This is a genomic window from Thauera sedimentorum (assembly GCF_014489115.1).
GTDB lineage: Bacteria > Pseudomonadota > Gammaproteobacteria > Burkholderiales > Rhodocyclaceae > Pseudothauera > Pseudothauera sedimentorum.
In genome coordinates this window covers 1,783,631-1,796,758 of the sequence record NZ_JACTAH010000001.1, presented here as the reverse complement: position 1 = coordinate 1,796,758, position 13,128 = coordinate 1,783,631, and the positions used below count along the sequence as shown (strand labels likewise).

Here is a 13,128-nt window from a genome sequence, read left to right as displayed (position 1 = left end):
AGTGTAATACGCTGTCCTCGCCGCGGGGGCGGGGCAGGTTGAACATACGGTGGCGTATGTTACATTACCGCGGCACCAAGAACCAATAGAGGGGACGACACCATGCACGCCGAGCGCAAGCTCCTGCTCACCACCCGCATCCCTGTGCGTTGGGGTGACATGGATGCCTACAATCACGTCAACAACACCGTGTACTTCCGCTACTTCGAGCAGGCCCGGGTGGAGTGGCTGGAAGCGATGGCGTTTCCGGTACGGCCCGACCAGGCCGATGCGCCGGTGATCATCAACGCCAGTTGTACCTTCATGATCCCGGTGAACTATCCGGCCACGGTCGAGGTTCGCCTGTTTGCCGGCAATCCGGGGCGCAGCAGCGTGATGACCTGGTACGAGCTGCGCGTGGAAGGCGATGACAGGCTCTACGCCGAAGGCGCTGCCAAGGTGGTGTGGATGGATACGCGCACTGGCAAGTCGGTTCCGCTGCCGGATACACTGCGGGCCGTGTTCGAACAGCCGACCATGTAGGAGCGGCCTTGGCCGCGATACGCCGCCGATCGCGGGCAAGCCCGCTCCTACAGGCGAATGATCAGAAATCAGAAAATAATTCAGACCAAACGAGTGAGGAGACCCGTATGAGCAACAAGGACCAGCCGCTCTGGCAGCCATCGGCCGAGCGCATCGCTGCCGCCAACATCACCGATTTCGCCCGTCGCGCCGAAGCGCGCTGGGGGCTGTCGCTGCCGGACTACGAGGCGCTGCACGGCTGGTCGGTTGAGCACCCTGAACAGTTCTGGACCAGTGTCTGGGAATACGGCGGGGTGATCGGCGAGCGTGGCGAGACGGTGCTGGTCGATGGCGAGCGCATGCCCGGGGCGAAGTGGTTTCCCGAGGCGCGACTGAACTTTGCGCAGAATCTGCTGCGTTCGCGCGACGAGCGTGACGCGCTGGTGTTCTGGGGCGAGGACCGGGTCAAGAACCGCATGAGCCATGGCGAACTCTACCGCCGCGTGGCGCAGTTCGCTGCCGCGCTGCGCGAGCAGGGGGTGGGCAAGGGCGACCGCGTGGCCGCCTACATGCCCAATATGCCCGAGACCGTGGTGGCCATGCTGGCCGCGGCGAGCATCGGCGCGATCTTCACCTCCGCCTCGCCGGATTTCGGCGTGCAGGGCGTGCTCGACCGTTTCGGCCAGACCGAACCCAAGGTGCTGATTGCCTGCGACGGCTATTACTACAACGGCAAGGTCGTCGACTGCCTGGACAAGCTGGCCGAGGTCGCCGCGCGCCTGCCTTCGCTCAAGCGTGTGGTGGTGGTGCCCTACGTGCATGCACAGCACGAGCTTTCCGCCATCGCCCATGCGCGCATGCTGGCGGACTTCGTCGCGCCGCATCACGCGGAAACCGAGATTGCCTTCGAGCCGCTGCCCTTCGATCACCCGCTCTACATCATGTATTCCTCGGGCACCACCGGGGTCCCGAAGTGCATCGTGCATTGCGCCGGCGGCGCGCTGTTGCAGCACCTCAAGGAGCACAAGCTGCACGGCGACGTGAAGCCGGGCGACCGGGTGTTCTACTTCACCACCTGCGGCTGGATGATGTGGAACTGGCTGGTCTCCGGCCTGGCGGCCGAAGCCACGCTGCTGCTCTACGACGGCTCGCCCTTCGCCGGCGGCAACCGCGTGCTGTTCGACTACGCCGACGCCGAAGGCATGACCCACTTCGGTACCTCGGCCAAGTTCATCGATGCCTGCGCCAAGTTCGACCTCAAGCCGCGCGAGACCCACAGCCTCGCCAGCGTGCGTGCGCTGATGAGCACCGGCAGCCCGCTGGTGCCCGAAGGCTTCGACTACGTGTACCGCGAGATCAAGGCCGACCTGCAGTTGTCGTCGATCTCGGGCGGCACCGACATCATCTCCTGCTTCGTGCTCGGCTGCCCGGTGCTGCCGGTGTGGCGCGGCGAGATCCAGTGCCGTGGCCTGGGCATGGCGGTCGACGTATGGGACGACGAAGGCCGTCCGGTACGCGGCGAGAAGGGCGAGCTGGTGTGCACCAAACCCTTCCCGGTGATGCCGATCGGCTTCTGGAACGACGCCGACGGCGCCAAATACCGCGCCGCCTACTTCGAGCGTTTCGAGAACGTCTGGTGCCACGGCGACTTCTGCGAGATCACCGCGCACGGCGGCCTGATCATCTACGGACGCTCGGACGCCACCCTCAACCCGGGCGGGGTGCGCATCGGCACCGCGGAGATCTACCGCCAGGTCGAGAAGCTCGAAGAGGTGGTCGAGTCGCTGGTCATCGGCCAGGACTGGCAGGGCGATGTGCGCGTGGTCTTGTTCGTCAAGCTGCGCGAGGGACTCGTGCTGGACGATGAGCTGGTGCGCCGCATCCGCCAGACCATCCGCGACAACACCACGCCGCGCCATGTGCCGGCCAAGGTGCTGCAGGTGGCTGACATCCCGCGTACCAAGAGCGGCAAGATCGTCGAACTGGCGGTGCGCAACGTGGTCCATGGCCAGCCGGTGAAGAACATCGAGGCGCTGGCCAACCCCGAGGCGCTGGCGCATTTCCGCGACCGCGCCGAACTGGCCGGCTGAGGAGGGCAAGGCATGTTGATGAGCGCGGACAAGTGCAGCCTGTTGATCGTCGACGTCCAGAGTCGACTGGCGCCGGCGATCCATGAAGGCCAGAGGATCGTGGACAACTGCATCTGGCTGGCCCGGGTGGCCGCGCGCATCGGCGTGCCGGTGGTGGTGACTGAGCACTGCCCGGCGAAAATCGGCGCCACGGTGGAGGCGCTCAAGGCGGCGGCCGCCTCCGCGCGTTTCGTCAGCAAGGAAGCCTTCTCCGCGCAGGCGGACGGCTGCCTGGCGGCGACCGAGGTCGATCGTCGGCGCCAGGTGGTGGTGTGCGGCACCGAGGCGCATGTTTGCGTGCAGCAGACCGCGCTGGACCTGCGCTGGGCGGGCAAGGAGGTCTTCGTGGTGGCCGACGCCGCGGGTTCGCGCGACCCGGTCAACCGCGATCTGGCCTTCGAGCGCATGCGCCAGCACGGCATCGAGATCGTCTCGCGGGAGATGGTCGCCTTCGAATGGCTGCAGCGCGGGGGAACGGCGCTGTTCTCAGAGATCAACCGCGAGTTCATCCGCTGAGCGCCCTCGGTGGCGCAGGGTATGAGCTGCGCTGGGTAGCTTGCATTGCTGGAAGCGCGCCAAACGGTTATAATCCAAAAGCTTTTTTCAGACCCGTCCTGTGGGGCGGGTCCGGCTGTTTCCGGTTGAGTTCAACAGGGATGGGCGTTTCGCCCATTTTTTATTTGTGGGCGGGTAAATGAATCTGGAAGGTCTGGTCGGGCAGGTGGTCAGCGGGCTCGGGTTCGAGCTGGTGGATCTCGAGATGTCCCCGAAGGGGCGTCTGCTGCGCGTGTTCATCGATATCGAGCGGGGCGTCACGGTGGATGACTGCGCCACGGTCAGCAATCAGCTGACCCGGGTGTTCGAGGTCGAGAACGTCGACTACGACCGGCTGGAAGTGTCGTCCCCCGGGCTGGATCGGCCGCTCAAGAAGCTGGCCGACTTCGAGCGTTTCGCCGGGCAGGAGGCCCAGGTGAGACTGCAGATGCCGGTCGGCAATCAACGAAATTTCATCGGCGTGCTCGGTGGTGTGAAGGACGGTGCGGTCGTATTGAGCACCGAGAAGGGCGAATTCGCCTTTCCCTTCGACGAGATCGAAAAGGTACGTCTTGTTCCCAAGTTTTGAGCATTCGGATGTGGAGGTTTTGAGGAAATGAGCCGCGAAATTCTGCTGCTTGTGGATGCCCTGGCGCGCGAAAAGAACGTCGCAAAGGACATCGTGTTCGCTGCGCTGGAGTCGGCGCTCGCTTCCGCGACCAAGAAGCGCATCCATGACGACGCCGATGTGGTGGTCCGCATCGACCGCGAGACAGGCGACTACGAGTCCGCCCGCCGCTGGCTGGTCATGCTCGACGAGGAAGTGAGCAACGACGAAGCCGAGATGGGCATCATCGATGCGCGCGAGGTCAATGCCGACATCGAGCTCGGCGAGTACATCGAGGAGCCGCTCGAGCCGATCGACTTCGGTCGTATCGGCGCGCAGGCCGCCAAGCAGGTCATCCTGCAGAAAATCCGCGACGCCGAGCGCGAGCAGGTGCTCAACGACTTCCTGGAGCGCAAGGAATTCCTGGTCTCCGGTTCCATCAAGCGCATGGAGCGCGGCAACGCGATCATCGAGGTCGGCCGCATGGAAGCGGTGCTGCCGCGCGACCAGATGATCCCCAAGGAAAACCTGCGCGTGGGTGACCGCGTCAAGGCCTTCCTGCTGCGCATCGACCGCGGTGCCCGCGGCCCGCAGCTGATCCTGTCGCGCACTGCGCCCGAGTTCCTGATGAAGCTGTTCGAGCTCGAGGTGCCGGAGATCGAGGACGGCCTGCTGGAGATCAAGGCCTGCGCCCGTGACCCCGGGCTGCGTGCCAAGATCGCGGTCAAGTCCAACGATCCGCGCATCGACCCGATCGGTACCTGCGTCGGCCTGCGCGGCTCGCGCGTCACCGCGGTGCGCAACGAGATCGGCGGCGAACAGATCGACATCATCGTATGGGCACAGGACCCGGCCCAGTTCGTCATCGCCGCGCTGCAGCCGGCCGAGGTGGTGTCCATCGTGGTCGACGAGGAGTCCCACGCCATGGACGTGGTGGTCGACGAGAACAACCTCGCCATCGCCATCGGTCGCAGCGGCCAGAACGTCAAGCTCGCCTCCGAGCTCACCGGCTGGACGATCAACCTGATGAGCGAAGAAGAGTCGGCCGAGAAGTCCGAGCGCGAGCGCGAGGGCCTGCGCACCCTGTTCATGACCAAGCTGGACGTGGACGATGAGGTGGCCGACATCCTCATCGACGAAGGCTTCTCCTCGCTGGAGGAGATCGCCTACGTTCCGCTGGCGGAAATGCTTGAAATCGAAGCCTTCGACGAGGACACGGTGAACGAGTTGCGCAATCGTGCGCGCAACGTGCTGCTCACCGAGGCGATCGTCACCGAGGAGCAGCTGGAAAAGGTCTCCGACGACCTGCTCGGCCTCGAAGGCATGGACAAGTCACTTGCCGCGGAACTGGCCCAGAAGGGCATTCGTACCCGTGACGAGCTGGCCGATCTCGCAGTGGACGAGCTGGTCGAACTTGCCGGGATTGACGAAGAACGAGCCAAGGCGCTGATTTCGACCGCCCGCGCCCATTGGTTCGAAGAATGACGGGAGGGCATTGATGGAACAGATGAGCGTGACCCAGTTTGCCGGCGAACTGAAAATGCCGGCTGCGGTACTGCTCGAGCAGCTGCAGAAGGCCGGCGTTGACAAGTCCGGCGCAGATGACCTGTTGAGCGAACAGGACAAGGCGCGGCTGCTTGAATACCTTCGTCGGTCGCACGGCGATACCGAACCGAAGGGCAAGATCACCCTGACCCGCAAGCAGACCACCGAGATCCGCGCGACCGACTCTACCGGCCGCGCGCGCACCGTGCAGGTCGAAGTGCGCAAGAAGCGCACCTTCGTCAAGCGCGACGAACTGCTCGCCGACCTGCAAGCCGAAACGGAAGAGGTGGCCGCTGCCGCCGAGCCGGAGGAAGCGCCGGTGAGCGAACCGGTCGTCGAGATCGAGGCTGTACCCGAAACGGTGGCTGCCGCGCCCGAGCCGGAACCTGCTGCCGAGCCGGTCCCCGAGCCTGTGGCCGAAGCGCCGCAGGCCGAGCCTGCCGCCGAACCCGAACCCGAAGTCCCGGCCGTGGAAGCCGCAGCCGAAGCGCCGGTTGCCGCGCCGAAGCCTGCGGCACCGGTGTCGATCACCTCGCTGCTCAGCGAGGAAGAACTTGCCTCCCGTGAGCGCGAAACCCGTCGCCAGCGCGAACTGCTGGAACGCCAGGCCGCCGACATCCGTGCCCGTCAGGAGCGCGAGGCTGCCGCGCGAGCCGCAGCCGAAGCGCGCAAGCTGGAAGAAGAGGCCCGCGTCCGTGCCGAAGCGCAGAAGGCAGAACAGCCGAAGACCGCCGCCAAGGGGCCGAGCGGCACCCTGCATCGTCCGGCCAAGGCTGACGACAAGGGTGGCAAGGACGTCAAGCGTGGCACCGGTCGCGATACCCGCGAGGCCGAAAATGCCAAGCGCCGCGGCGGTCTGAAGACCCGCGGCGAGATCGGCGGCGGTGGCGGATGGAAGGGCGCCAAGGGTGGCGGCCGGCATGGTGGTCGCCATCATTCCGATGACCGCTCCAGCTTCCAGGCGCCGACCGAACCGGTGGTGCGCGAGGTGCACGTCCCCGAAACCATCACCGTGGGCGATCTGGCCCACAAGATGGCGATCAAGGCCACCGAGGTCATCAAGGCGCTGATGAAGATGGGCACCATGGTTACCATCAACCAGGTGCTGGACCAGGATACGGCGATGATCATCGTCGAGGAGATGGGCCACAAGGCGCTTGCGGCCAAGCTCGACGATCCGGACGCCTTCCTGGAGGAAAGCGCCGAGCACAAGGACGCCGAACTCAAGCCGCGCGCCCCGGTGGTGACGGTCATGGGTCACGTCGACCACGGCAAGACCTCGCTGCTCGACTACATCCGTCGCGCCAAGGTGGCCGCGGGCGAGCACGGCGGCATTACACAGCACATCGGCGCGTATCACGTCGAGACTGCGCGGGGCATGATCACCTTCCTCGACACTCCGGGCCACGAGGCCTTTACCGCGATGCGAGCGCGCGGCGCGAAGGCGACCGACATCGTCATTCTGGTGTGCGCGGCCGACGACGGCGTGATGCCGCAGACCCGCGAGGCCATCCACCACGCCAAGGCAGCCAACGTTCCCATCGTGGTGGCGATCACCAAGATCGACAAGCCGGAAGCCAGCCCCGATCGCGTCAAGCAGGAACTGGTCGCCGAGAGCGTCATTCCCGAGGAATATGGCGGCGACGTGATGTTCGTGCCGGTCTCGGCGAAGAGCGGCCAGGGTGTCGACGACCTGCTCGAAGCCATCCTGCTGCAGGCCGAAGTGCTGGAACTGACCGCGCCGGACGATACCCCGGCCAAGGGCCTGATCATCGAAGCCCGCCTGGACAAGGGCCGCGGCCCGGTCGCATCCCTGCTGGTGCAGTCGGGTACGCTGAGGAAGGGCGACGTGCTGCTGGTCGGCGCCACCTTCGGCCGCATCCGCGCGATGCTGGACGAAAACGGCAAGCCGATCGACGAGGCCGGCCCCTCGATTCCGGTCGAGATCCTCGGCCTGTCGGACGTGCCGGGCGCGGGCGACGAGGCCATCGTGCTGCTCGACGAGAAGAAGGCACGCGAGATCGCGCTGTTCCGCCAGGGCAAGTTCCGCGACGTCAAGCTCGCCAAGCAGCAGGCCGCCAAGCTGGAGAACATGCTCGAGCAGATGGCCGAGGGCGAGGTCAAGACCCTGCCGCTGATCATCAAGGCCGACGTGCAGGGTTCGCAGGAAGCCCTGGTGCAGGCGCTGCAGAAGCTGTCCACCGACGAGGTGCGAGTCAACGTCATCCACGGTGCGGTCGGCGGCATCTCCGAATCCGACGTCAACCTGGCGCAGGCCTCCGGCGCGGTCATCCTGGGCTTCAACACCCGGGCGGACGCAGGTGCGCGCAAGCTGGCCGAGAGCTTCGGCGTGGACATCCGCTACTACAACATCATCTACGACGCAGTGGATGAGGTGAAGGCTGCGCTGTCCGGCATGCTGGCGCCCGAGAAGCGCGAGGAGATCATCGGTCTGGTCGAAATCCGCCAGGTGTTCACCATCTCCAGGGTGGGCTCGGTGGCCGGTTGCTACGTGCTCGAAGGCGTGGTCAAGCGCGGTTCGTCCGCCCGCCTGCTGCGCAACAACGTGGTGGTGTGGACCGGGGAGCTCGATTCGCTCAAGCGCTTCAAGGATGACGTGAAGGAAGTCAAGTCGGGCTACGAATGCGGCCTGCAGCTGAAGAACTTCAACGACATCCAGGAAGGCGACCAGCTCGAGATCTTCGAGATCCGCGAAGTGGCCCGGACGCTCTGACCATGCCCAAGGAGTACTCACGCAGCCAGCGCGTGGCGGAGCAGATCCGCCGCGAGCTGGCCGAGCTGATCCGGCTGGAGGTGAAGGATCCGCGCATCGGCATGATCTCGCTGACCGACGTGGAGGTCACGCCGGATTACGCGCATGCCAAGGTGTTTTTCACCTCCATGACCGGAGAGGAAGGGCTGGACGAGATCCTCGCCGGCCTGCGCCGCGCGAGCGGCTTCCTGCGCCGTGAATTGGGCCGGCGGGTGCGCATCCACACCACGCCGGAACTGCACTTCCACTACGACAAGTCGCTGGAGCAGGGCAGCCGGCTGTCGCGCCTGATCGACGATGCCGTGCGCGAGGATGAAGCGCGCCACGACCACGAGTCGAGCGCTGGCCCCGACCTTCCGGACGGGGGCGCTGACAAGAAAGACGATTGACGGCAAGCCGGCGCGACCCGTGGTCGCGCCGGTGCTGCATCCCGCCCTCCTGCTTCATACTTCGACGCACTCCATGCAATTCCGCCACAAACGCCGTCCGGTCGACGGCGTGCTGCTGCTCGACAAGCCCCAGGGGCTGAGTTCCAACACCGCGCTGCAGCGCGCCCGCCGTCTGCTCAACGCCGCCAAGGCCGGGCATACCGGCACGCTGGACCCCATGGCCACCGGCCTGTTGCCGCTGACCTTCGGTGAAGCCACCAAGTTCTCGCAGATGCTGCTCGACGCCGACAAGGGCTACGAGGCGGTCGTGCGGCTCGGGGTCGAGACCGATACCGGCGATGCCGAAGGACAGGTCATCGCCACCGCCGAGGTGGCCGTCGACCGGGTCAAGGTGGAGGCCGCGCTGGCGCGCTTTCGCGGCGAGATCGAGCAGGTACCGCCGATGTACTCGGCGCTCAAGCGCGATGGCAAGCCGCTCTACGAGTACGCACGCGCCGGCATCGAGGTCGAGCGCAAGGCGCGCGTGGTGAGCATCCACGCGCTCGAACTGCTGGACTTCGACGGCGAGACGTTCAGTATCCGGGTGGATTGCAGCAAGGGGACCTACATCCGCACGCTGGCCATCGACCTCGGTCGCGCACTGGGTTGCGGCGCCCATCTGGCAGCGCTGCGCCGGACACGGATCGGTCCGTTCACGGCATCCGGGGCGGTCACGCTCGAGGCGCTCGAGGCCGCGGCCGAAGGCGAGGCGCGCGACGCCCTGCTGGCGCCGGCAGACGCGCTGGTCGCGCATCTGCCTGCGATCGAGCTCGACCCCGCCGCTGCCGCCGCCATCCTGCAAGGCCGTCAGTTGCCCTTGCCGGGTACTGCGCCCGGACTGCTGCGGCTGTATGCTGCAGGGCGCTTTCTCGGGCTTGGAGAAACCAACGGGGAGGGGCGCCTGTTGCCCAAACGCCTCGTCGCGACCGGCGATGGCAACGGTAATACATGAATTCGATTGAAATTTTCGCGCGGCGTCCGTTATAATTCGCCGCTTCTGATTGACAGAAACAACAGAGTAAAAACGCACATGGCTCTCGATACCACTACCAAGGCGCAAGTCGTTGCCGATTATCAGCGCGCCAAGGGCGACACCGGCTCTCCCGAAGTCCAGGTGGCCCTGCTCACCACGCGCATCAACGGCCTGACCGGCCACTTCAAGGCCAACGCCAAGGATCATCACTCCCGCCGTGGCCTGCTCAAGATGGTCAGCCGCCGTCGCAAGCTGCTGGACTACCTGAAGCGCACCAACGCCGACAGCTATCGCAACCTGATCGAGCGTCTGGGCCTGCGCAAGTAAGCCGCCGGTCGTGACGCGTCCGACAGCGCCGAAGCCGAATACGGCAAGCTGATCAAGCAAAGCCGGGACGTGCCCACGCGGGCCGGCCCGGCTTTGTCGCTTCTGCGCCGCGGACATCCCTCCAAGCAGTTGTAGTTCGCTGCACTTAAAAAAAGGAATTTCCCTTGCCTAACGCCATCAAGAAAACCTTTGCCTACGGCGCCCACACCGTCACGCTCGAAACCGGCGAGGTTGCTCGCCAGGCCGGCGGCGCCGTCATCGTCAACATGGACGACACCGTGGTGCTCGCCACCGTGGTCGCCGCCAAGGACGCCAAGCCGGGCCAGGACTTCTTCCCGCTCACCGTCGATTACGTCGAGAAGTTCTACGCCGCGGGCCGTATCCCCGGCGGCTTCTTCAAGCGCGAAGGCCGTCCGACCGAGAAGGAAATCCTCACCTCCCGCCTGATCGACCGCCCGATCCGTCCGCTCTTCCCGGACGGCTTCTACAACGAAGTGCAGGTCATCGCCACGGTGCTGTCGCTGAATCCGGAAGTCGACTCCGACATCCCGGCGATGATCGGTGCCTCGGCCGCGCTGGCGCTGTCCGGCATCCCGTTCAACGGCCCGATCGGCGCCGCGCGCGTGGGCTACCTGGACGGCCAGTACCTGCTCAACCCGACCGCCGAACAGCTCAAGACCAGCGAGCTGAACCTGGTTGTGGCCGGTACCGAGACCGCGGTGCTGATGGTCGAGTCCGAAGCCAAGGAGCTGTCCGAAGAAGTGATGCTGGGTGCGGTGGTCTACGGCCACGACCAGATGCAGCACGCCATCCGTGCGATCAACGAGCTGGTGGAAGTCGCCGGCAAGCCCGAATGGAACTGGCAGCCGCCGGCCGCCAACGAGCCGCTGATCGCCCGCATCACCGAGCTGGCGAAGGCCGACCTTGAGCAGGCCTTCAACATCACCAGCAAACAGGCACGCAGCGAGCGTCTGGCCGAGATCCGCAAGAGCGTGATCGCCGCGGTGACCGAAGGCGTGGACAACCCGCCGACGGCCAACGAGGTGAAGGACATCTTCTTCAACCTCGAGTCCGGCATCGTGCGCAGCCGCATCCTCAACGGCGAGCCGCGTATCGACGGTCGCGACACCCGCACCGTGCGCCCGATCGACATCCGCGTCGGCGTGCTGCCGCGTACCCACGGTTCCGCGCTGTTCACCCGCGGCGAGACCCAGGCCATGGTGGTCGCCACCCTGGGCACCGGCCGCGACGAGCAGATCATCGACGCGATCGCCGGCGAGTACCGTGAAAACTTCATGCTGCACTACAACTTCCCGCCGTTCTGCACCGGCGAGACCGGCCGCTTCGGCATCACCAAGCGCCGCGAAGTCGGCCACGGCCGCCTGGCCAAGCGCGCGCTGATCGCCGCGCTGCCCGCCGACGAGGACTTCAGCTACACCATCCGCCTGGTGTCCGAGATCACCGAATCCAACGGCTCCAGCTCGATGGCCTCGGTGTGCGGCGGCTCGCTCGCGCTGATGGATGCCGGCGTGCCGATGAAGGCGCACGTCGCCGGCATCGCCATGGGCCTGATCAAGGAAGGCAACCGCTTCGCGGTGCTGACCGACATCCTGGGCGACGAGGATCACCTCGGCGACATGGACTTCAAGGTCGCGGGTACCGAGAACGGCGTCACCGCGCTGCAGATGGACATCAAGATCCAGGGCATCACCAAGGAGATCATGCAGGTTGCGCTGGCCCAGGCCGGCGAGGGCCGCCTCCACATCCTGGAGAAGATGAAGTCGGCGCTGAGCGCGGCACGCGGCGAGGTCTCCGAGTTCGCCCCGCGCATGATCACCATGAAGATCAACCCCGAGAAGATCCGCGACGTGATCGGCAAGGGCGGCGCGGTGATCCGCGGCCTGCAGGAAGAGACCGGCGCGGTCATCGAGATCGAGGACGACGGCACCGTCACCATCTCCTCGGTGAGCTCGGAAAGCGCCCAGGCCGCCAAGGAAAAGATCGAGGCGATCACCGCCGAAGTCGAGGTGGGCAAGGTCTACGAGGGCACCGTGGTGCGCCTGCTGGACTTCGGCGCCATCGTGAACATCATGCCGGGTCGTGACGGCCTGCTGCACGTCTCGCAGATCGCCAACGAGCGCGTGAACAACGTGTCCGACTACGTCAAGGAAGGCCAGGCTGTGCGCGTGAAGGTGCTGGAAACCGACGAGCGTGGCAAGATCCGCCTGTCCATGAAGGCGCTGCTGGAACCGCAGAGCGCCGGCTGATCGGGTCTTCGGCCCAATAAGAAAGGGACGCTGCGGCGTCCCTTTTTTTGTCCGCGCTTCCTGCAGCGGCCTGCGCTGCGAAGCGGAGGAGGGCCTACTTGGCGACCTGGCGTTCGCGCATTTCCTCCAGCGTCTTGCAGTCGATGCACAGCGTGGCGGTGGGGCGCGCCTCCAGGCGCTTGAGGCCGATCTCCACGCCGCAGCTGTCACAGTAGCCGTACTCGCCGTCGTTGATGCGCCCGAGCGCCTCGTCGATCTTCTTGATCAGCTTGCGTTCGCGGTCGCGGTTGCGCAGTTCCAGGGCGATGTCGGACTCCTGGCTGGCGCGGTCGTTGGGGTCGGCGAACACGGTGGCCTCGTCCTGCAGCGTGTGTACCGTGCGCTCGATGTCTTCCATCAGTTCGCGCTTGAGGGTGTCGAGGATGTTGCGGAAGTGTGCCAACTGCTTCTCGCTCATGTAATCCTCGCCCTTGGCGGGAACATAGGGCGGAAACTGCTTGTGCAGGGTGTCTTCTGCCATGACTACGACTTCCGTTGTTTGAGGGAAGCGATTTAATAGCAGAAACCCCCTGCGCGGGCAAGCAAAGCGCGGCATCGAGCAGCCTGCGCGCGGTGCCGGAATATGCCTTTGGGGCGTGCGCGAAATTCCTGCACAGATGTTTGACGCCCCCGGGGCTAGTGTGTATGATTCGCCGCTCTCGGGGTGTAGCGCAGTCCGGTAGCGCGCTTGCTTTGGGAGCAAGATGTCGGGGGTTCGAATCCCTCCACCCCGACCAGCTCACCCCCGGATGCCCGCGTGGAATCTGCCCGTAGCTCAATTGGATAGAGCACCGGCCTTCTAAGCCGGGGGTTGCAGGTTCGATCCCTGCCGGGCAGGCCAGAGTGAAAAAGTTTTCCGGGCCGCGGCGTTTGCCGAGGTCCTGATGGTGGCGGCATTAGCTCAGTTGGTAGAGCGTTGGATTGTGGCTCCAAAGGTCACCGGTTCGAAACCGGTATGTCGCCCCAAGCATCATGCAAGCAAAACGCCAGCCCTCGGGCTGGCGT

Annotated in this window: 11 protein-coding genes and 3 tRNA genes; 13 read left to right on the top strand and 1 reads right to left on the bottom strand. The window is 65.4% G+C overall.

The features are described from left to right. Positions 1 to 102 precede the first annotated feature (102 nt). The 10 genes from IAI53_RS08160 to pnp all read left to right on the top strand — a co-directional run bounded on the left by IAI53_RS08160 (position 103) and on the right by pnp (position 12,084). Complete coding sequence (locus IAI53_RS08160) at positions 103 to 522, top strand: acyl-CoA thioesterase (RefSeq protein ID WP_187717602.1); 420 nt, start codon at positions 103 to 105, stop codon at positions 520 to 522. Positions 523 to 629: 107 nt separating this feature from the next. Beyond that, a complete protein-coding gene (locus tag IAI53_RS08155; RefSeq protein ID WP_187717601.1) occupies positions 630 to 2,591 on the top strand; it encodes an acetoacetate--CoA ligase in 1,962 nt (653 codons plus the stop codon). 12 nt (positions 2,592 to 2,603) lie between these two features. After that, positions 2,604 to 3,146 carry an isochorismatase family protein gene (locus IAI53_RS08150; protein ID WP_187717600.1) on the top strand — a complete coding sequence of 181 codons (543 nt, stop codon included), beginning with the start codon at positions 2,604 to 2,606 and terminating at the stop codon, positions 3,144 to 3,146. A 178-nt stretch (positions 3,147 to 3,324) separates the two neighbouring features. Next, positions 3,325 to 3,753, top strand: coding sequence for a ribosome maturation factor RimP (gene rimP / locus IAI53_RS08145; RefSeq protein ID WP_187717599.1), 429 nt, complete (start codon positions 3,325 to 3,327; stop codon positions 3,751 to 3,753). Between the two features lie 27 nt (positions 3,754 to 3,780). Further along, positions 3,781 to 5,256, top strand: a complete 1,476-nt coding sequence (nusA, locus tag IAI53_RS08140) for a transcription termination factor NusA (protein ID WP_187717598.1) — start codon at positions 3,781 to 3,783, stop codon at positions 5,254 to 5,256. Positions 5,257 to 5,269: 13 nt separating this feature from the next. After that, positions 5,270 to 8,050, top strand: coding sequence for a translation initiation factor IF-2 (gene infB / locus IAI53_RS08135; RefSeq protein ID WP_187717597.1), 2,781 nt, complete (start codon positions 5,270 to 5,272; stop codon positions 8,048 to 8,050). 2 nt (positions 8,051 to 8,052) lie between these two features. Then, positions 8,053 to 8,478, top strand: a complete 426-nt coding sequence (rbfA, locus tag IAI53_RS08130; RefSeq protein WP_187717596.1) for a 30S ribosome-binding factor RbfA — start codon at positions 8,053 to 8,055, stop codon at positions 8,476 to 8,478. A 73-nt stretch (positions 8,479 to 8,551) separates the two neighbouring features. Further along, entirely contained in the window at positions 8,552 to 9,469 is a 918-nt protein-coding gene (truB, locus tag IAI53_RS08125; protein ID WP_187717595.1) for a tRNA pseudouridine(55) synthase TruB, read from the top strand. Positions 9,470 to 9,547: 78 nt separating this feature from the next. After that, positions 9,548 to 9,817, top strand: a complete 270-nt coding sequence (gene rpsO, locus IAI53_RS08120; protein WP_187717594.1) for a 30S ribosomal protein S15 — start codon at positions 9,548 to 9,550, stop codon at positions 9,815 to 9,817. Between the two features lie 164 nt (positions 9,818 to 9,981). Beyond that, positions 9,982 to 12,084 carry a polyribonucleotide nucleotidyltransferase gene (gene pnp / locus IAI53_RS08115; RefSeq protein ID WP_187717593.1) on the top strand — a complete coding sequence of 701 codons (2,103 nt, stop codon included), beginning with the start codon at positions 9,982 to 9,984 and terminating at the stop codon, positions 12,082 to 12,084. 94 nt (positions 12,085 to 12,178) lie between these two features. Here pnp and dksA read toward each other — a convergent pair whose 3' ends face one another. Beyond that, positions 12,179 to 12,604 carry an RNA polymerase-binding protein DksA gene (dksA, locus tag IAI53_RS08110; protein WP_187717592.1) on the bottom strand — a complete coding sequence of 142 codons (426 nt, stop codon included), beginning with the start codon at positions 12,602 to 12,604 and terminating at the stop codon, positions 12,179 to 12,181. A gap of 179 nt (positions 12,605 to 12,783) precedes the next feature. Here dksA and IAI53_RS08105 point away from each other — a divergent pair. The 3 genes from IAI53_RS08105 (at position 12,784) to IAI53_RS08095 (ending at position 13,089) form a co-directional block, all read left to right on the top strand. Then, positions 12,784 to 12,860, top strand: a tRNA-Pro gene (locus IAI53_RS08105). Between the two features lie 27 nt (positions 12,861 to 12,887). After that, positions 12,888 to 12,964 (top strand) — tRNA-Arg (locus IAI53_RS08100). A 49-nt stretch (positions 12,965 to 13,013) separates the two neighbouring features. Further along, positions 13,014 to 13,089 (top strand) — tRNA-His (locus tag IAI53_RS08095). Positions 13,090 to 13,128 lie beyond the last annotated feature (39 nt).

Bases quoted from the DNA above. Each gene is read 5' to 3' on its own strand.
- IAI53_RS08160 (WP_187717602.1), top strand. From the start codon at position 103: ATGCACGCCGAGCGCAAGCTCCTGCTCACCACCCGCATCCCTGTGCGT.
- IAI53_RS08155 (WP_187717601.1), top strand. From the start codon at position 630: ATGAGCAACAAGGACCAGCCGCTCTGGCAGCCATCGGCCGAGCGCATC.
- IAI53_RS08150 (WP_187717600.1), top strand. From the start codon at position 2,604: ATGTTGATGAGCGCGGACAAGTGCAGCCTGTTGATCGTCGACGTCCAG.
- rimP (WP_187717599.1), top strand. From the start codon at position 3,325: ATGAATCTGGAAGGTCTGGTCGGGCAGGTGGTCAGCGGGCTCGGGTTC.
- nusA (WP_187717598.1), top strand. From the start codon at position 3,781: ATGAGCCGCGAAATTCTGCTGCTTGTGGATGCCCTGGCGCGCGAAAAG.
- infB (WP_187717597.1), top strand. From the start codon at position 5,270: ATGGAACAGATGAGCGTGACCCAGTTTGCCGGCGAACTGAAAATGCCG.
- rbfA (WP_187717596.1), top strand. From the start codon at position 8,053: ATGCCCAAGGAGTACTCACGCAGCCAGCGCGTGGCGGAGCAGATCCGC.
- truB (WP_187717595.1), top strand. From the start codon at position 8,552: ATGCAATTCCGCCACAAACGCCGTCCGGTCGACGGCGTGCTGCTGCTC.
- rpsO (WP_187717594.1), top strand. From the start codon at position 9,548: ATGGCTCTCGATACCACTACCAAGGCGCAAGTCGTTGCCGATTATCAG.
- dksA (WP_187717592.1), bottom strand. From the start codon at position 12,604: ATGGCAGAAGACACCCTGCACAAGCAGTTTCCGCCCTATGTTCCCGCC.